Annotated in this window: 16 protein-coding genes and 2 pseudogenes; 16 read left to right on the plus strand and 2 right to left on the minus strand. The window is 71.4% G+C overall.

Going from position 1 to position 17,905, the window contains the following annotated elements:
• The first annotated feature begins 293 nt into the window (after positions 1-293).
• The 12 genes and pseudogenes from SRB17_RS33910 (at position 294) to SRB17_RS33965 (ending at position 13,745) form a co-directional block, all read left to right on the plus strand.
• Complete coding sequence (locus tag SRB17_RS33910) at positions 294-1,961, plus strand: CTP synthase (RefSeq protein ID WP_153544244.1); 1,668 nt, start codon at positions 294-296, stop codon at positions 1,959-1,961.
• A gap of 83 nt (positions 1,962-2,044) precedes the next feature.
• A complete protein-coding gene (locus tag SRB17_RS33915) occupies positions 2,045-2,671 on the plus strand; it encodes an NUDIX domain-containing protein (protein ID WP_153544246.1) in 627 nt (208 codons plus the stop codon).
• A 265-nt stretch (positions 2,672-2,936) separates the two neighbouring features.
• Positions 2,937-5,003 (plus strand): tetratricopeptide repeat protein, encoded by a 2,067-nt coding sequence (locus SRB17_RS33920; protein WP_323376641.1) that lies wholly within the window; start codon positions 2,937-2,939, stop codon positions 5,001-5,003.
• Positions 5,004-5,148: 145 nt separating this feature from the next.
• Positions 5,149-6,264 (plus strand): alanine dehydrogenase, encoded by a 1,116-nt coding sequence (gene ald / locus SRB17_RS33925; protein WP_323376856.1) that lies wholly within the window; start codon positions 5,149-5,151, stop codon positions 6,262-6,264.
• 441 nt (positions 6,265-6,705) lie between these two features.
• Positions 6,706-7,839, plus strand: coding sequence for a ParA family protein (locus SRB17_RS33930; protein ID WP_153544250.1), 1,134 nt, complete (start codon positions 6,706-6,708; stop codon positions 7,837-7,839).
• Positions 7,824-8,381, plus strand: coding sequence for a hypothetical protein (locus tag SRB17_RS33935; RefSeq protein ID WP_323376642.1), 558 nt, complete (start codon positions 7,824-7,826; stop codon positions 8,379-8,381). Before SRB17_RS33930 ends, SRB17_RS33935 begins: the two co-directional genes overlap by 16 nt.
• Positions 8,382-8,969: 588 nt before the next feature.
• Entirely contained in the window at positions 8,970-10,016 is a 1,047-nt protein-coding gene (locus SRB17_RS46850; protein WP_416237114.1) for a segregation and condensation protein A, read from the plus strand.
• Positions 10,013-10,660, plus strand: coding sequence for an SMC-Scp complex subunit ScpB (gene scpB / locus SRB17_RS33945; protein WP_153544254.1), 648 nt, complete (start codon positions 10,013-10,015; stop codon positions 10,658-10,660). The genes SRB17_RS46850 and scpB overlap by 4 nt, the downstream gene beginning before the upstream one ends.
• A 13-nt stretch (positions 10,661-10,673) precedes the next feature.
• A complete protein-coding gene (locus tag SRB17_RS33950; RefSeq protein ID WP_153544256.1) occupies positions 10,674-11,747 on the plus strand; it encodes a pseudouridine synthase in 1,074 nt (357 codons plus the stop codon).
• Positions 11,748-11,834: 87 nt separating this feature from the next.
• Positions 11,835-12,663, plus strand: a pseudogene (locus tag SRB17_RS33955) (ADP-ribosylglycohydrolase family protein); the annotation flags it as partial.
• Between the two features lie 112 nt (positions 12,664-12,775).
• Positions 12,776-12,988 (plus strand): annotated as a pseudogene (locus SRB17_RS33960) (ADP-ribosylglycohydrolase family protein); the annotation flags it as partial.
• A 7-nt stretch (positions 12,989-12,995) separates the two neighbouring features.
• Positions 12,996-13,745: a DNA polymerase beta superfamily protein gene (locus SRB17_RS33965; RefSeq protein WP_153544258.1), complete on the plus strand. Its 750-nt coding sequence runs from the start codon at positions 12,996-12,998 to the stop codon at positions 13,743-13,745.
• Here the strand turns inward: SRB17_RS33965 and SRB17_RS33970 are convergent.
• A complete protein-coding gene (locus SRB17_RS33970) occupies positions 13,671-14,414 on the minus strand; it encodes a DNA polymerase beta superfamily protein (protein ID WP_153544260.1) in 744 nt (247 codons plus the stop codon). The two genes, SRB17_RS33965 and SRB17_RS33970, sit on opposite strands and share 75 nt — an antisense overlap.
• A gap of 22 nt (positions 14,415-14,436) precedes the next feature.
• A complete protein-coding gene (locus SRB17_RS33975; RefSeq protein ID WP_153544262.1) occupies positions 14,437-14,823 on the minus strand; it encodes a Rieske (2Fe-2S) protein in 387 nt (128 codons plus the stop codon).
• A gap of 155 nt (positions 14,824-14,978) precedes the next feature.
• On the opposite strand from SRB17_RS33975, the gene aroH reads away from it, so the two are divergent.
• From aroH to SRB17_RS33995, 4 genes are all read left to right on the plus strand, one after another.
• A complete protein-coding gene (gene aroH, locus SRB17_RS33980) occupies positions 14,979-15,347 on the plus strand; it encodes a chorismate mutase (RefSeq protein WP_323376643.1) in 369 nt (122 codons plus the stop codon).
• Positions 15,344-16,429 carry a prephenate dehydrogenase gene (locus tag SRB17_RS33985; protein WP_323376644.1) on the plus strand — a complete coding sequence of 362 codons (1,086 nt, stop codon included), beginning with the start codon at positions 15,344-15,346 and terminating at the stop codon, positions 16,427-16,429. The genes aroH and SRB17_RS33985 overlap by 4 nt, the downstream gene beginning before the upstream one ends.
• Positions 16,430-16,532: 103 nt before the next feature.
• Positions 16,533-17,228: a (d)CMP kinase gene (gene cmk, locus SRB17_RS33990; RefSeq protein WP_323376645.1), complete on the plus strand. Its 696-nt coding sequence runs from the start codon at positions 16,533-16,535 to the stop codon at positions 17,226-17,228.
• A gap of 59 nt (positions 17,229-17,287) precedes the next feature.
• The gene (locus SRB17_RS33995) at positions 17,288-17,875 is read left to right on the plus strand and encodes a lysophospholipid acyltransferase family protein (protein WP_153544872.1); all 588 of its coding nucleotides are present in this window, start codon (positions 17,288-17,290) and stop codon (positions 17,873-17,875) included.
• Positions 17,876-17,905: the final 30 nt, after the last annotated feature.

Raw genomic sequence — 17,905 nt, forward strand, 5'->3', positions numbered from 1 at the left:
GTGCCGGTGCGGGCAACCCGTGTGGGCCGAACGGGTGAGCAGCGGGTGATAACCATGTGACCTGTGCGTGCCTGTGCTGACATGTGGGGCGGGCCGTTCTGTACCCGGGCGAGCGCGGAGCGTGGCCGGAAGCCATCCACGCCAGGCGCTGATACCCTGGTAGCCCGTGGACCGGTGGGCCCCGAAGGAGAACAAAGGGGTCCCCCGAACCGCAGCGACGGCACCCCCGGAAGGCTCCGGGACGGCAGCCGCACCGCATCACAGACAGCGACCACGGGAGCCCCCTCTTGGCCATGCCGCCCAGTGCTTTTCGATCGAGCACAGCCACGACGACCAAGCACATCTTCGTCACCGGGGGCGTCGCCTCCTCGCTCGGCAAGGGCCTGACCGCCTCCAGCCTGGGCATGCTGCTCAAGGCCCGCGGCCTGCGTGTCGTGATGCAGAAACTCGACCCGTACCTGAACGTCGACCCGGGCACGATGAACCCCTTCCAGCACGGTGAGGTGTTCGTCACCAACGACGGAGCCGAGACCGACCTGGACATCGGACACTACGAGCGCTTCCTCGACCGTGACCTGGACGGCACCGCCAATGTCACTACAGGACAGGTGTACTCGACGGTGATCGCCAAGGAGCGGCGCGGCGAGTACCTGGGCGACACGGTGCAGGTCATCCCGCACATCACCAACGAGATCAAGCACCGCATCCGGCGCATGGCCACCGACGAGGTGGACGTCGTCATCACCGAGGTCGGCGGCACCGTCGGCGACATCGAGTCGCTGCCGTTCCTGGAGACCGTCCGCCAGGTCCGCCACGAGGTCGGCCGGGACAACGTCTTCGTGGTTCATATCTCTCTCCTGCCCTACATCGGGCCCTCCGGCGAGCTGAAGACCAAGCCCACCCAGCACTCCGTCGCCGCGCTGCGCAACATCGGTATCCAGCCGGACGCGATCGTGCTGCGCTGCGACCGCGAGGTCCCGACCGCGATCAAGCGCAAGATCTCGCTGATGTGCGACGTCGACGAGGCCGCCGTGGTCGCCTGCCCCGACGCCCGCTCGATCTACGACATCCCGAAGGTCGTGCACTCCGAGGGCCTGGACGCCTACGTCGTGCGCAAGCTGGACCTGCCGTTCCGTGACGTCGACTGGACCACGTGGGACGACCTGCTGGACCGCGTCCACAACCCCGACCACGAGATCACCCTCGCACTGGTCGGCAAGTACATCGACCTGCCCGACGCCTACCTGTCGGTGACCGAGGCGCTGCGCGCCGGCGGCTTCGCCAACCGCGCCCGGGTGAAGATCAAGTGGGTCACCTCGGACGACTGCAAGACCCCGGCCGGCGCCAAGGCCCAGCTGTCCGACGTCGACGGCATCTGCATCCCGGGCGGCTTCGGCGACCGCGGTGTGCAGGGCAAGGTCGGCGCGATCAAGTACGCCCGCGAGAACAAGATCCCGCTGCTCGGTCTGTGCCTTGGCCTGCAGTGCATCGTGGTCGAGGCCGCGCGCAACCTGGCCGACATCCCGGACGCCAACTCCACCGAGTTCGACCCGGCCACCGGCCACCCGGTCATCTCCACCATGGCCGAGCAGCTGGACATCGTCGCCGGTGAGGGCGACATGGGCGGCACGATGCGCCTCGGCATGTACCCGGCGAAGCTCGCCGAGGGCTCGATCGTGCGCGAGGTGTACGACGGCAAGGAGTACGTCGAGGAGCGGCACCGCCACCGCTACGAGGTCAACAACGCCTACCGCGCGGAGCTGGAGAAGAAGGCCGGCATCCTGTTCTCCGGCACGTCGCCGGACGGCAAGCTCGTGGAGTACGTGGAGTACCCCCGCGATGTGCACCCTTACCTGGTGGCCACCCAGGCCCACCCGGAGCTGCGCTCGCGTCCGACGCGTCCGCACCCGCTGTTCGCGGGCCTGGTGAAGGCAGCGGTCGAGCGGAAGATCTCGAAGTAACACAAGGGTTGTACGGTGGCCGGGGCGCGCGAGTTCAGATCGATCGCGCCCCGGCCGCTTGGCGCTTCGGGGAAGGACAGGGCATGACGATCAAGGACAACCCTCAGGAGTGGGAGATCCGGGCGACGCAGACGCCCTTCAGGGGCAACAAGACCTCCGTCCGCACGGACGACGTGGTCATGCCCGACGGCTCGGTGGCCCGCCGCGACTACCAGGTCCACCCCGGCTCGGTCGCCGTCCTCGCCCTGGACGAGGAGGACCGGGTGCTGCTGATCAACCAGTACCGCCACCCGGTGCGGCACAAGCTGTGGGAGATCCCGGCCGGCCTGCTCGACGTGCCCGGCGAGAACCCGCTGCACGCGGCCCAGCGCGAGCTGTACGAGGAGGCGCACGTCAAGGCCGAGGACTGGCGGGTGCTGACCGACGTCTACACCACGCCCGGCGGCTGCGACGAGGCCGTGCGGATCTTCCTCGCCCGTGACCTGTCCGAGGCCGAGGGCGAGCGGTTCGAGGCGGAGCACGAGGAGACCGACATGGAGCACGCGCGCGTGCCGGTCGACGAGCTGGTGCGCCGCGTCCTGGCCGGCGATGTGCACAACAACTGCCTGGTCGTCGGCGTGCTCTCCCTGGTGGCCGCGCGTGGCGGCGACGGCCTCGACACGCTCCGCCCGGCCGACGCGCCCTGGCCGGCCCGGCCCTTCCAGTCCTGACCGGGACCGTCACCTTCCGCGCCGTACCGTCACCTTTTCAGCCGCACCCGTCGCCGCCTGGGCCGTACCGGTCACCCCCTGAGCCGTGACCGTCACCCCGAACCGCACCCGATCGGCGTACTGATGTGACGATCGCCTGATCCGATCGGGGGACCTGTCCGTCGCCGTCCTCACGGCACCTCGCACAGCGTGAACTAGGCTCTTGCACGCCCGTAGCGGGAAGATCCGGCGGGTTTGCGCGTGCGGTGGGACGGGAGTGTGGCCCGTGACGGATCAGGCGGTGGACACAGGCGGCGTGCGACTGTCGGCACACGAGCGCACACGCGACCATTTCCTGGGCCGTACAAGGGAGTTGAAGGAGCTGCGCGCCGACATCGAGCGCGCGGGACTCGACACCCTCTCCGGCCGCAAGGCGCCACGCGCGCGTGTGCTGCTGATCGCGGGCCGTCCCGGCTCCGGCCGGACCGCGCTGGCCGAGGAACTCGTCCGGCAGATCGAGGACCGTTACCCCGACGGAGTGCTGCGGGCCCGGCTCAGCGAGCCCGACGGCACCCCCGTCCCGGTCGGCCGCACCGCCCGTGAGCTGCTCGCCGCGCTGGAGCTGCCGGCACCGGCCGGCGCCGCCGACGACGACCTCACCGAGGCGCTGCGCACCGCCCTCGCCGACCGGCGCGCCCTGCTGCTCCTGGACGACGCGGCCGGCGCCGAGCAGGTCGACGCGCTGCTCCCGGAAGCCCCGGACTGCCTGGTGGTGGCCGTCTCCTCGGGCCCTCTCACCGGTATCGCGGACGTCCGCCCCTGCACCCTGGGCGGCCTGGACACCAAGTCGGCGGTGGAACTCCTCACCCGCTACACCGGCTCCGTCCGTATCACGGTCGACCCGCGCTCCGCCGAGAGCCTGGTCGAGGCCTGCCAGGGCCATCCGACCGCGCTCGTGCTGGCCGGCGGCTGGCTCGCCGCCCGTCCCAAGGCCGCAGTCTCCGACCTCGCCAAACGGCTGCACACGGCCGCCGACGACGGCCCGGACGGCACCCCGCTGCCCCGTGTCTTCCGGCATGTCCTCGGCGACCTGCCCGGCCCGGCCGCCCGGCTGCTGCGCCTCCTCTCCCTCGCCCCGACCGGTCTGCTCGACCCGCACACCGCCTCGGCCCTCGCCGGCTGCTCGGTGAGTGCCGCCCGCGCCGGCCTGGACGAGTTCGTGGCCCTCGGCCTGCTGCGCGCGGTGGACTCTCCGCTGCCCCAGTACGACGTCCCCGGCTGCCTGCACCCGCTGCTGCGCGCCTGCGCCGAGAGCCAGGAGCGGCCGGCGGAGCTGCAGCTGGCCCGGGCCCGGATGCTGGAGCGGACCGTGCGGCTGCTGCAGTCGTGCCGGGCGATCACCGAGACGGACAGCCCGCAGGCCCGGGAGAAGCTGGGCGCGATGCCCCGCGAGCTGCGCTTCCCCAACCCCAGGGCGGCCGCCGACTGGCTGCGCATCCGGCGCGCCGCGCTGCTCGCGAGCGCACGCCTGGCGGTGGCCGACGGGGAGCTGGACAATCTCGCCCGACGGCTGATGTCCCAGCTGGTCAGGGCCATGGTGGCGCATGAGGGCACGCAGGCGGCGGCGGCCGACCTGTACGAGGTGCACAGCCTGGTCCTCGATGTCGCCGAGCGCCGCGGGCTGGCCCGGGAGCAGGCCGCGGCGCTGCTGAACCTGGGCGACGTGGACGCGCAGACCGGGCGTACCGCGGATGCGCTGGCGCGATATCGGTCGGCTCTGGCGGCCGGACGCAGAGCAAATGACCCGTACGCGATCGGTCGCGCAATGGAATCCGTAGGTGGTGCCTACCAGGAACTCGCGGACCACGACCGGGCCACGGACTGGTTCGGCCGGGCCCTCGCCGAGCGGCTGGCACGCGGCGAGCGCGAGCAGGCCGCCCGGCTGTACGGCCGGATCGCCACCGCCCACACCTACGCGGGCCGCTACGGCGAGGCCCTGCGGAACTGGCGGGCCGCCGTCGCCGGCTACCGCAGGGGCGGCGATGTCGCAGGCCACGCGCGGGCGTTGAGCGAGCTGGCCCGGGTGCAGGAGTACGCCGGACGGTTCGAGGAGTCCCTGCGCACCTGCCACGAGGCGGTGGAGTGGGCGCGGCGCGCCGACGACGTCCGGTTGCAGGCCGCGCTGCAGCTCCGGCTCGCCGACACGCTGGAGCACCTCGGCGACCCGGCCGCCGCCCGTCTGCACCGCGCGGCGGCCGGGCGCATGCTGGGGAAGGAGGGCTCTGAGGACGAGACAAGCCCGAAACCGGACAGCGATGCCTGCGAAATCCGCAGTGCATCCAGCGAAGATTGATGCAATGAAAGGCTAGACAGCCGGAACGCCTTCATTAGACTGGCTCTGCCGCACGTTCCCTGCGGTGTCTCCCGGTATGCCCCCGCATGTCTGGGTACGTCTGTAAAGCACCCCCATACCCTCTGAGCCAAGGACCGTGATCGACGTGAAGGTCGGCATCCCCCGCGAGGTCAAGAACAACGAGTTCCGGGTGGCCATCACCCCCGCCGGTGTGCACGAGCTGGTGCGCAACGGGCACCAGGTCGTCATCGAGCGGGGCGCCGGCCTCGGCTCCTCGATCACGGACGAGGAGTACGTCTCCGCCGGTGCCGGGATCCTCGACACGGCCGACGAGGTGTGGGCCACCGCCGACCTGCTGCTGAAGGTCAAGGAGCCCATCGCGCAGGAGTACCACCGCCTCCGCAAGGACCAGATCCTCTTCACCTACCTGCACCTGGCCGCCTCCAAGGAGTGCACGGACGCGCTCATCGAGTCCGGCACCACGGCCATCGCCTACGAGACCGTCGAGCTGCCGAACCGCGCCCTGCCGCTGCTCGCCCCGATGTCCGAGGTCGCGGGCCGGCTGGCCCCGCAGGTCGGCGCCTACCACCTGATGCGCGCGGCCGGCGGCCGCGGCGTGCTGCCCGGCGGCGTCCCCGGCGTGACCCCGGCCAAGGCCGTCGTCATCGGCGGCGGTGTCTCCGGCTGGAACGCCACCCAGGTCGCCGTCGGCATGGGCTTCGACGTGACCCTGCTCGACCGCGACATCAACAAGCTGCGCGAGGCCGACAAGATCTTCGGTACGAAGGTCAAGGCGATCATGTCCAACTCCTTCGAGCTGGAGAAGGCCGTCCTCGACGCCGACCTCGTCATCGGCGCGGTCCTCATCCCGGGCGCCAAGGCCCCGAAGCTGGTCACCAACGAGCTGGTGGCCCGCATGAAGCCCGGAAGTGTCCTTGTCGACATCGCGATCGACCAGGGCGGCTGCTTCGAGGACTCGCACCCCACGACGCACGCCGAGCCGACCTTCCGGGTGCACAACTCGGTCTTCTACTGCGTCGCCAACATGCCCGGCGCGGTGCCCAACACCTCCACCAACGCCCTGACCAACGCGACGCTGCCCTACATCGTGTCGCTCGCCAACAACGGCTGGGTCGAGGCGCTGCGCCGCGACGCCGCGCTCGCCAAGGGTCTCAACACCCATGACGGCAAGGTCGTTTACCGGGAGGTCGCGGAGGCGCACGGCCTGGAGCACGTGGAGCTGGAGACCCTGCTCGGCTGACCCGACCGACCTCTGTTGACCCGGCCGGCCCTGTGACCTGCTGAGTCGCTAAGTCGCCCGGTCATAAAAGGCGATTCGTCAACACGACTCGTCAACACGTCGCACCCGGCCGGACCTTACCCGACAAGGTCCGGCCGGATGTGTGTATGGTCACTTGGCGACTCTTGGTCAACTCGCCTCGAACGTAACCCTTCGACCGATTCGCACACCGGTGAAACCTGCTGTGCGACGGCCGTACGCCCTTGACAGCGAGATGTTTCATTGCCGACACATCCTGCCGGGTCCGGCGGATTGTGTTGCTGCGGACCGCCGACACGCCATAGAGTCGCCAACCGTCGGCATGGTGCCACGCTGACCTTGTCTAGAAGTTTCCTGGTCACCAAGGAGGTAAGACGACTTGTGAATGAGTCGACATTTTCTCCCGGGGGTGGTCAACCAGGAATGCCTGCACGGGGCCAGGGCCCCGCGGGATTCGAGGCTGTCGGCTCCGTAGCTGTGCGCACCTTCGCAGCCCACCAGAGTTCCGGTCCGCAGGCGGCCGGGACAGCACACCCGAGCATGGATGGCCATCACGTGAACGCCATGGCCGGCGACGGAAGTGGCGCGCCCCACAACCACCTCGCCGACTACGACGAACTGCCCGAGGGGCACTTCTACGACCCCGACGCCGAGTACGAGCCCGATCCGGAGTACGCGGCCACGCTCGCGCCCGACGCGGCCCGACAGCGCCGCGAGCGCGTCGGCCCGACCGGACGCCCGCTGCCGTACTTCCCGATCCCCGGCCCGCTGACCGACCACGGCCCCGCGAAGATCATCGCGATGTGCAACCAGAAGGGTGGCGTCGGCAAGACGACGTCGACCATCAACCTGGGTGCCGCGCTCGCGGAGTACGGCCGGCGCGTGCTGCTCGTGGACTTCGACCCGCAGGGCGCGCTGTCGGTGGGACTCGGCGTCAACCCGATGGAACTCGACCTGACGGTCTACAACCTGCTCATGGAGCGGGGCATGTCCGCCGACGAGGTCCTGCTGAAGACCGCGGTCCCCAACATGGACCTGCTGCCGTCCAACATCGACCTGTCGGCCGCCGAGGTCCAGCTGGTCTCCGAGGTCGCCCGCGAGTCGACGCTGCAGCGCGCCCTGAAGCCGCTGATGCCCGACTACGACTACATCGTGATCGACTGTCAGCCCTCGCTCGGCCTGCTCACCGTCAACGCCCTGACGGCCGCTCACAAGGTGATCGTGCCGCTGGAGTGCGAGTTCTTCGCCCTGCGCGGTGTGGCGCTGCTGACCGAGACCATCGAGAAGGTCCAGGAGCGGCTCAACCCCGACCTCGAACTGGACGGCATCCTCGCCACGATGTACGACTCGCGCACGGTCCACAGCCGTGAGGTCCTGGCCCGTGTGGTCGAGGCGTTCGACGACCACGTCTACCACACGGTCATCGGACGCACCGTCCGCTTCCCGGAGACCACGGTCGCCGGCGAGCCGATCACCACGTACGCCTCCAACTCCGTCGGCGCCGCCGCCTACCGCCAGCTCGCCAGGGAGGTGCTCGCCCGGTGTCACGCCGAGTGAGTCTGCCCGGGGCCGACGAACTCTTCCGCACGACAGGGGGGACGGCGCTGCAGCCGTCGACTCCCCGCCGCTCGGCCAACGGAGAGGCCCGGGTGCCGGCTCCCGCGGGGGAGAGCGACGACGCGGCCGCCGCCGAGGACGCGCCGCAGTCGGTGCCGGTCCAGGGCGGCGACGGCGAGGGCGCGGAGCATGTCGCCGCGGAGGCCGAGCAGGACGGGGCGGGCGAGTCCCGCACCCGCCCGGCGCGTCGTCAGGCGGCGCAGGACGGTTCTGATGCGCCTTCCGCCGCGGCGTCGCGGAAGCGGGGGCGGTCGCCGTCGCGGCGGCCCAGCGGCCGCGAGCGGCACGACGAGAAGATCACGGTGTATGTGTCCGCCGAGGAGCTGATGGACCTCGAACACGCTCGTCTGGTGCTCCGCGGGGAGCACGGGCTGGCGGTCGACCGCGGGCGGATCGTCCGCGAGGCGGTGGCCGTGGTCCTGGCCGACCTGGAGTCCCGAGGGGACGCGAGCATCCTCGTGCGCCGGCTGCGGGGGCGGTAGCGGTAGCCTGCGGGGGCTATGACCTCGAACGACGTTCCCGTCCCCGGCGCCGGCGCCGGCCGTCGGCGTGCGCTGGGGCGGGGTCCAGGGGTTCCGCGAGTGGCTCCGCCGGTTGCGCCGGAGACCGAGCCGGCGCCCGCGGCCCACACTCCGGCCCAGGCCGGCGGGCCCGACGCCCGGCCGGCAGAGGCACCCGCAGCCACCGCGCCCCCGCTGCCCGAAGACCGTACAGCGGCCGAGCCGGAACTACTCGCAGCTGCCGAGCCGGAAGCTTTGGCAGTCGCCGCCCCCCGAACTCCCGCAGTCACCGAACCCGAAGTTCCCACGGCCGGCGACCCGGAAGCGCCCGCAGCTGCGGACTCCGGCGGGTCCGCGCCTGTCGAGCCGGAGGGGCTGATGGCCGCTGGGTCGGAGGTTTTCGCGGTCGGTGAGCCGGAGGCGGCCGCAGCTGCGGGCTCCGGCGGGTCCGCGCCTGTCGAGCCGGAGGGGCAGGTGGGCACTGGGTCGGAGGTTTTCGCGGTCGGTGAGCCGGAGGCGGCCGCAGCTGCGGGCTCCGGCGGGTCCGCGCCTGTCGAGCCGGAGGGGCTGGTGGCCGCTGGGTCGGGAGTTTTCGCGGTCGGTGAGCCGCCGGCGGCCGCAGCCGCTGACTCCGAAGGGCCGGCGCCTGCCGAGTCAGAAGTTTTCTCAGCCGCCGAGCCCAAAGCTCCCGCAGCCGCCGAGCCCAAAGCTCCCGCGGTCGGCGAGCCCAAAGCTCCAGCGGTCGGCGAGCCGGAGGCTCCCGCAGCCGCTGAACGTGGAGAGACAGTGGAGCCCCAAGGCCCTGTCGACGGGGTCTTCAAGGTCCGGCTCGCCAACTTCGAGGGGCCCTTCGATCTCCTCCTCCAGCTGATCTCGAAGCACAAGCTGGACGTCACCGAGGTCGCGCTCTCCAAGGTCACCGATGAGTTCATGGCGCACATCCGGGCCATGGGACCCGACTGGGACCTGGATCAGACGACCGAGTTCCTGGTCGTCGCCGCCACGCTGCTCGATCTGAAGGCGGCACGGCTGCTGCCCGCCGCCGAGGTCGAGGACGAGGCCGACCTGGCGCTGCTGGAGGCGCGGGACCTGCTGTTCGCGCGACTGCTGCAGTACCGCGCGTACAAACAGATCGCGGACATCTTCAACCGGCGCCTCGACGACGAGGCCCGCCGCTGGCCCCGTACCGTCGGCCTGGAACCGCACCACGCGGAGCTGCTGCCCGAGGTCGTCATCAGCATCGGCCCCGAGGGCTTCGCCCGGCTCGCGGTCAAGGCGATGCAGCCCAAGCCCAAGCCGCAGGTCTACGTCGACCACATCCACGCCCCGCTGGTCAGCGTGCAGGAACAGGCCGGAATCGTGGTCGCGCGGCTGAAGGAGCTGGGCGAGGCCAGCTTCCGGGCGCTGGTCGAGGACGCCGACGACACCCTCACCGTCGTGGCCCGGTTCCTCGCCCTGCTGGAGCTGTACCGCGAGAAGGCCGTCGCCCTGGAGCAGGAGGCCGCGCTCGGGGAGCTGCTCGTGCGCTGGACCGGCGGTGACACCGACACGGCACCGATGGTCACCGACGAGTTCGACCGGCCGCCCGAGCGGGCCGAGGAGGAGAAGAAGGCATGAGCGAGACCACAGAGCTCCCCCCGGGGCTGCGCGGCGTCGCCGATCTCGACCTCAAGCCCGCCCTGGAGGCGATGCTCATGGTCGTGGACGAGCCCGCGACCGAGGAGCACCTGGCCAAGCTGCTGGAGCGGCCCAGACGGCAGGTCGCCGACGCGCTGCGGGAGCTGGCCGACGAGTACACCGTGCAGGGCCGCGGCTTCGAGCTGCGGTTCGTCGCGGGCGGCTGGCGCTTCTACACCCGCGCCGACTACGCGCCCGCCGTCGAACGGCTGGTCCTGGACGGCCAGACCGCCCGGCTCACCCAGGCCGCGCTGGAGACCCTCGCGGTCGTCGCCTACCGCCAGCCGGTCAGCCGCAGCCGCGTCTCCGCCGTACGAGGAGTCAACTGCGACGGTGTGATGCGCACCCTCCTGCAGCGGGGTCTGGTCGAGGAGGCGGGCACGGAACCCGAAACAGGTGCGATCCTGTACAGGACGACGAACTACTTCCTGGAGCGGATGGGCCTGCGTGGCCTGGACGAGCTTCCGGAGCTCGCGCCCTTCCTCCCGGAGGCGGAGGCGATCGAGGCCGAGACCCAGGAGGGGGCTTTGTCGTTCGACCCGGACGCGCCCGACGCGCCCGGTGCTCAGGACGCAGACGACTAAGACGGAAACCTTGATGCGAAGCAGCGGCAGCGGCAGGAACAGCGGCGGGCGCGGTAACTACCGCGGCGCCGGCAACAACCGGGACGAGCGGCAGGGGCAGGGCCGTCCCAGCAAGCCCCGCCCCGAGGAGCGCCGCTACGACGTGGGCCCCGGGGCCACGAAGGACGGCCCCAAGGCCGGGCGCGGCGGCGCGGCCCGCGGTGGCGCCAAGGGCGGCCCCAAGCAGGCCCAGCAGGGCGGCGGGCGCGGTCGTACGGCCCCCGCGCGCTCGCGTGAGTACGAGACGCGCGTCGAGGAGCGCAACCGCGAGCGCTACGCCGGGAAGAAGGACATCAAGCTGCCCAAGACCTTCCCGGGCGCCGAGCAGGAGGGCGAGCGGCTGCAGAAGGTCCTCGCGCGCGCCGGCTACGGCTCCCGGCGGGCCTGCGAGGAGCTGATCGAGCAGGCGCGGGTGGAGGTCAACGGCGAGATCGTCCTGGAGCAGGGCCGCCGGGTCGACCCGGAGAAGGACGAGGTCAAGGTCGACGGCCTGACGGTCGCCACGCAGTCGTACCAGTTCTTCTCGCTGAACAAGCCCGCCGGTGTGGTCTCCACCATGGAGGACCCCGAGGGCAGGCAGTGCCTCGGGGACTACGTCACCAACCGCGAGACGCGGCTCTTCCACGTCGGCCGGCTGGACACCGAGACCGAGGGCGTCATCCTGCTCACCAACCACGGCGAGCTGGCGCACCGCCTGACCCACCCCAAGTACGGCGTGAAGAAGACCTACCTCGCGGCGATCGTCGGCCCGATCCCGCGCGACCTCGGCAAGCGCCTGAAGGACGGCATCCAGCTGGAGGACGGCTACGCGCGCGCGGACCACTTCCGGGTCGTGGAGCAGACCGGCAAGAACTACCTGGTCGAGGTGACCCTGCACGAGGGCCGCAAGCACATCGTGCGACGCATGCTCGCGGAGGCGGGCTTCCCGGTCGAGAAGCTGGTCCGCACCGCCTTCGGGCCGATCACCCTCGGCGACCAGAAGTCGGGCTGGCTGCGCCGGCTGTCCAACACCGAGGTCGGGATGCTGATGAAGGAAGTCGACCTCTAAGTCGGCCAAGCCGACCCGCACAACGCCTTGCCGCGATCACACTCCCCCTTTATCGTCAGACTGACGATAAAGGGGGATGGTGATCCTATGTCCAAGCGTGCCGCCACCGGGGCACTCCTGGGCCTCGCCCTCGGGGACGCCCTCGGCTTCCCGGCCGAGTTCAACGACGTGCCCCAGATCCTCGCCAAGTGCGGGCCCTGGCGCGAGATGGAGCTGCCGCGGCGGGCCTTCGTCTCCGACGACACCCAGATGACCCTCGCCGTCGGGCGGGGACTGCGGACGGCCAGGGAGCGCGGGTACCTCGCGCCCAGGCGGCTGGAGCGGCCGCTGCGCGAGGAGTCCGTGGACTGGTTCCACGCGCCGGAGAACAACCGGGCCCCGGGCAACACGTGCCTGACCGCGTGCAATCTGCTCAACGACGAGCGTCGGCCGTGGCAGGACGCCGGCCAGGCCGGCTCCAAGGGCTGCGGTGCCAACATGCGGGTCGCCCCCGTCGGGCTCGCCCCCGGCCTCAGTGACGAACAGCGCGCCGGCGCCGCCCAGTTGCAGTCCGGGCTCACCCACGGCCACCCGACCGCGCTCGCCGCCTGCGACCTCACCGCCCGCGCCGTCCACCTGTTCGCGGGGCGCACCGACCCGACCGGACCGGTCGGCCGACTGCGCTCGTACGCCCTCGACCACCGCACGCTCCCCGAGAGCTCTCGGCTTCGCTCGAGCCGGGGGGACCCCAACCGACCACACCTGGCCCGGCGACCTGTGGACCCGCTCCAGGACTCCAGCCCCCGAGCACTTCATCGCGCGCGGCTGGGACGAGTGCCTGGCCGTGCTCCACCGGCTCCAGGAGGCCGTACGGACCGTCTCCCCGGAGACCGACGCCTGCCTGGCCACCGGCGCGGGCTGGATCGCCGAGGAGGCCCCTGGGCCCTGTCGCCGGATTCCCGCCTGCCCGGCGACGCCTGGCACGCACGCACCAGACGCCTCCGGGCCCGCCCTCCGGGCGGACGACGGGAATCTGACGACAGGGCCCAGCCACCGGGCTGCTGTGCTTCCTGCTCTTCCCCGACGAGCCCGTCACCGCCCTGCGCCGGGCCGCATGCTCCTCCGGCGACTCCGACTCCATCGCCTGCCTCACCGGCGCCTTCGCGGGCGCCTGGCTGGGCGAGGCGGCCTGGCCCGCCGACTGGGCGGAGCGGATCGGGTACCGGGGCGACCTGTTGGCGTTGGGTGCGCTCTGGGACGCTTGGGCCCATGATCGACGACCTCGACATCGACCTGAAGCCGGTGGTCGCGGAACAGCCCGACCCCCTGCTGTTCGCGACCGTCTCCGGAGCCCATCTGTACGGCTTCCCCTCGCAGGACTCGGACGTGGACCTGCGAGGCGTCCATCTGCTCCCGGCGGCCGACCTCGTCGGGCTGCGCGAGCCGGAGGAGACCCGCTCCCGGACCTGGGTGCGCTACGGCGTCGAACTGGACCTCGTCACGCACGATCTGCGCAAGTTCGTACGGCTGATGCTGCGCCGCAACGGCTATGTGCTGGAGCAGCTGCTCTCGCCGCTGGTCGTGCACACCGGGGACCCGCACCGGGAGCTGGCCGCCCTCGCCCCCGGCGTCCTCACCAGCCACCACGCCCACCACTACCGGGGATTCGCGGTGACCCAGTGGCGACTGTTCGAGAAGACCGGCGAACTCAAGCCGCTGCTCTACACGTTCCGGGTGCTGCTCACCGGTATTCACCTCATGCGCAGCGGCGAGGTCCAGGCCCACCTGCCCACGCTGCTGGACCTGGTGGACGCTCCCGGGTACGTGCCGGAGCTGATAGCCGCCAAGGGCGAGCGGGAGCACGGGGCGGCCGGCGTCGAGCACGCGCGCGTGGAGACCGACGTGGAGCGGCTGCACGCCGTGCTCGACGAGGCACAGGCCGCCTCAGCCCTGCCGGACGTGCCCGGTGCGTACGACGGCCTGCACGACTTCGTGGTCCGCGTCCGCCTGCAGGGCTGAGGCGCGGCGCACCCGGAACAGGAAGTCGGCCACGCGCGCGTGGTCCGGCTCGGGCGGGAGCGGGCTGCGCTGCACGGCCTGGTCCGTCTCCGCGCCCAGCCGGGCCATCCACCTCTCGACCTCGGCCCAGGAGACCTCGCCCCGCTTCACCGCGAGCAGCGGCTTCCGCTGGTCGCCGACGTCGATGCGCAGCTCGCCGGTGCGCAGCAGGTCGCGGGCGCTCATCAGCAGGCGCAGCAGATGCATGGCGTGCTTCCAGCGCGGGGCGCCCTGCGTGCGGACGTCGGCGTCGAGCTTCTTGCGCTGGCCGAGGGCATAGCGGGTGAAGGTGTCGTAGGCCCGGCGGGAGAGGAAGGCCTCGCGCAGGGAGAGCAGCTCCCGGCCGGTGTCGTCCACCCGCTCCACCAGCGGCGAGTGCAGACACTCCAGGATGTTGGGGTTGCCGCGCAGCGCCAGCTCGCAGAACCGCTCCAGCTCCCAGGAGAACTGCTCCTCGCCCGGCCCCTCCACATGCGTGGGCGGCTTCTCGAACCGCCAGAACAGGGGGGTGGGGGCGAGGAACACGCCCCGCCGGTCGGTGTCGCTCGTGTCCGTGGCCAGACCGAAGGCCCGGGAACCCATGACACAGGCGTAGACGGTGTGGTCGCGTACCAGGGTCTCGGGCTGCATGCCCGGAGCGTACGACGACTCCTCACGTCAGTTTGATCGAATTTCCCTGCACCTTGATCGACTTTGCCGGAAGCGGCCTTTTCGCAGGCCCGTGCGCCACCGAGCCGTCGGCGATGTGGAACTTGCTGCCGTGACACGGACAGTCGATCGTGCCGTCCGCGACTTTGTTCACCGTGCAGCCCAGGTGCGTGCAGATCGCCGAGAAGGCCTTGAAGTCGCCCTTCGTCGGCTGGGTGACGACGACCTTCTTGTCCTTGAAGACCTTGCCGCCGCCCTCCGGGATGTCCTTGGTGCTGCCCAGATCCCCGGCACTGGACCCGCCGGCGTTGCCGCCGCATGCCGCGACGGGTGCGACGATCGCCGCCGCGCCCGTCGCCAGAACCGTGCGCCGCGTCGCGCCCTCCGTCATGCCGGCCTCCATACAACACATCCAACACATCGAAATCGGTGAATACCGGATTCTCCGCATCGTCTCAGCGATCGGGCGCCGTGCGCCCCGTCCGCGCGGGCTGACTACGCTGGACGGACCAAGAAAAGATCCGCACGTCAGCAGGGAGCAGCGCCGTGGCGGTACGAGCGGTCCGGGGGGCCGTCCAACTCGAGCGGGACGAAGCCGGGCACATGGACGAGCAGGTCGGAGCCCTGCTCACCGCCGTCCTTGAGCGGAACGGGCTGACCGCCGACGACCTGATCAGCATCTGGTTCACGGCCACGCCGGACCTGCACAGCGACTTCCCGGCCGCCGCCGCCCGCAAGCTCGGCATCGACATCGGCGATGTACCCCTGATCTGCGCCCAGGAACTGGACATCCAGGGCGCCATGCCCCGGGTCGTACGGCTGCTCGCCCACATCGAGTCGGACCGGCCCCGCGCCGACATCAACCACGTCTACCTCGGCGCCGCGGCCGCACTGCGCAAAGACATCGCCCAGTGAGAACCGCACTCGTCATCGGCACCGGCCTCATCGGCACCTCCGCCGCCCTGGCCCTGGTCCAGCGCGGCGTCACCGTCCACCTCGCCGACCACGACCCCGAGCAGGCCCGCACGGCCGCCGCGCTCGGCGCCGGCACCGACGAGGCCCCCGAGGCCCCGGTCGACCTGGCGATCGTGGCCGCCCCGCCCGCCCATGTGGCCGGCGTCCTCGCGGACGCCATGCGCCGGGGCGTGGCCCGCGGCTACGTCGACGTGGCCAGCGTCAAGGGCGGCCCGCGCCGCGAGCTTCAGGCGCTCGGCCTGGACCTGTCGTCGTACATCGGCACCCACCCCATGTCCGGCCGGGAGAAGTCCGGCCCGCTGGCCGCGACCGCCGACCTCTTCGAGGGCCGCCCCTGGGTGCTCACCCCCACCCGGGACACCGACACCGAGGTGCTGAACCTCGCCCTGGAGCTGGTCTCGCACTGCCGGGCGGTACCGGTCGTCATGGACGCCGACGCCCACGACCGCGCGGTCGCGCTCGTCTCCCACATGCCGCACCTGGTGTCCAGCATGGTCGCCGCGCGCCTGGAGCACGCCGAGGAGGCCGCAGTACGGCTGTGCGGGCAGGGCATCCGGGACGTGACCCGGATCGCCGCCTCCGACCCGCGCATGTGGATCGACATCCTCTCCGCGAACCCGGGACCGGTCGCCGACCTCCTCTCCGACGTCGCCGCCGACCTGGGCGAGACCGTCGAGGCCCTGCGCGCCCTGCAGTCCTCCGACGAGGCCAAGCGGCGCGAGGGCAGCGCCGGCATCGAGGACGTGCTGCGCCGCGGGAACGCCGGCCAGGTGCGGGTACCCGGCAAGCACGGCTCCGCCCCGCGGGTCTACGAGGTCGTGGCGGTGCTGATCGACGACCAGCCGGGGCAACTGGCCCGCATCTTCGCCGACGCGGAACGGGCCGGCGTCAACATCGAGGACGTACGGATCGAGCATGCGACGGGGCAGCAGGCCGGTCTCGTCCAGCTCATGGTCGAGCCGAAGGCGGCGGCGGTGCTGAAGGAGGCGCTGCGGGAGCGGGGCTGGGCACTGCGGCAGTAGGGCGATGCACAGGCGTCCGGACGAGTGACCCGCACCCAGTAACCTTGTGCAGGGCGCTCCTGCCCCCGCACCCGCCCACACCGCACCAGGAAGGTGTCCCTCCGTGGAAAACGGCGCCGCCCCGACCGCCAAGTCCGTGATCGTCGCGATCGACGGCCCCTCCGGCACGGGCAAGTCGAGCACGTCGAAGGCCGTCGCCGCGCAGCTCGGCCTGAGCTACCTGGACACCGGCGCCCAGTACCGGGCGATCACCTGGTGGATGGTGAACAACGGCATCGACCTGGAGGACCCGACCGCCATCGCCGCCGTCGCGGGCAAGCCGGAGATCGTCTCCGGCACCGACCCGGCCGCCCCGACCATCATGGTCGACGGCACCGACGTGGCCGGCCCGATCCGCACCCAGGAGGTCACCTCCAAGGTCAGCGCGGTCAGCGCGGTGCCCGAGGTGCGCACCCGGATCACCGAGCTGCAGCGCTCCCTGGCGGCCGGCGCCGAGCACGGCATCGTGGTCGAGGGCCGCGACATCGGTACGACCGTCCTCCCGGACGCCGACCTGAAGATCTTCCTCACCGCCTCCCCTGAGGCCCGCGCGGCCCGCCGCAGCGGCGAGCTGAAGGGCGCCGACGTCCACGCCACCCGCGAGGCCCTGATCAAGCGGGACGCGGCGGACTCCTCCCGCAAGACCTCGCCCCTCGCCAAGGCCGGCGACGCGGTCGAGGTGGACACCACCGAGCTCACCCTCGCCCAGGTCATCGAGTGCGTCGTCACCCTGGTCGAGGAGAAGCGGGCCGGGAAGTGACCCAGTCCGTTCCCTCCCGGAGGGGGGCCGAGGTCGGCCGGCGCATCGGCGTCGGCCTGATGCACGGGCTGTTCAGGCCGCGCGTGCTCGGTGCCTGGAAGGTGCCGGCCAGTGGCCCGGTGATCTTCGCCGTGAACCACTCCCACAACATCGACGGTCCGATGGTCATGGGCGTGGCACCCCGGCCGACGCACTTCCTGATCAAGAAGGAAGCCTTCATCGGCCCGCTGGACCCCTTCCTGACCGGCATCGGCCAGCTGAAGGTGGACCGCGCCACCGCCGACCGCACCGCGATCACCCGGGCCCTCGGCGTGCTGGAGGCCGGGGGAGTGCTGGGCATCTTCCCGGAGGGCACCCGGGGCGAGGGAGACTTCGCCTCGCTGCGCGCCGGGCTCGCCTACTTCGCCGTACGCAGCGGGGCGCCGATCGTGCCCATCGCCGTACTGGGAAGCGCGGAGAGGCCGGGACGGTTGATAAAGGCACTGCCCCCGCTGCGCTCCCGCGTCGACGTCGTCTTCGGCGACCCCTTCGACGCGGGCGACGGCAGCGGGCGGCGCACGCGCAGGGCGCTGGACGAGGCGACCGAGCGCATCCAGAAGCAGCTCACCAGCCACCTGGAAAACGCCAGGCGCCTGACCGGGCGCTAGGCGACACTTGAGTAGTGGATCAGCCCGTGC

The organism is Streptomyces sp. RB17, from assembly GCF_009604455.1.
Taxonomy (GTDB): domain Bacteria; phylum Actinomycetota; class Actinomycetes; order Streptomycetales; family Streptomycetaceae; genus Streptomyces.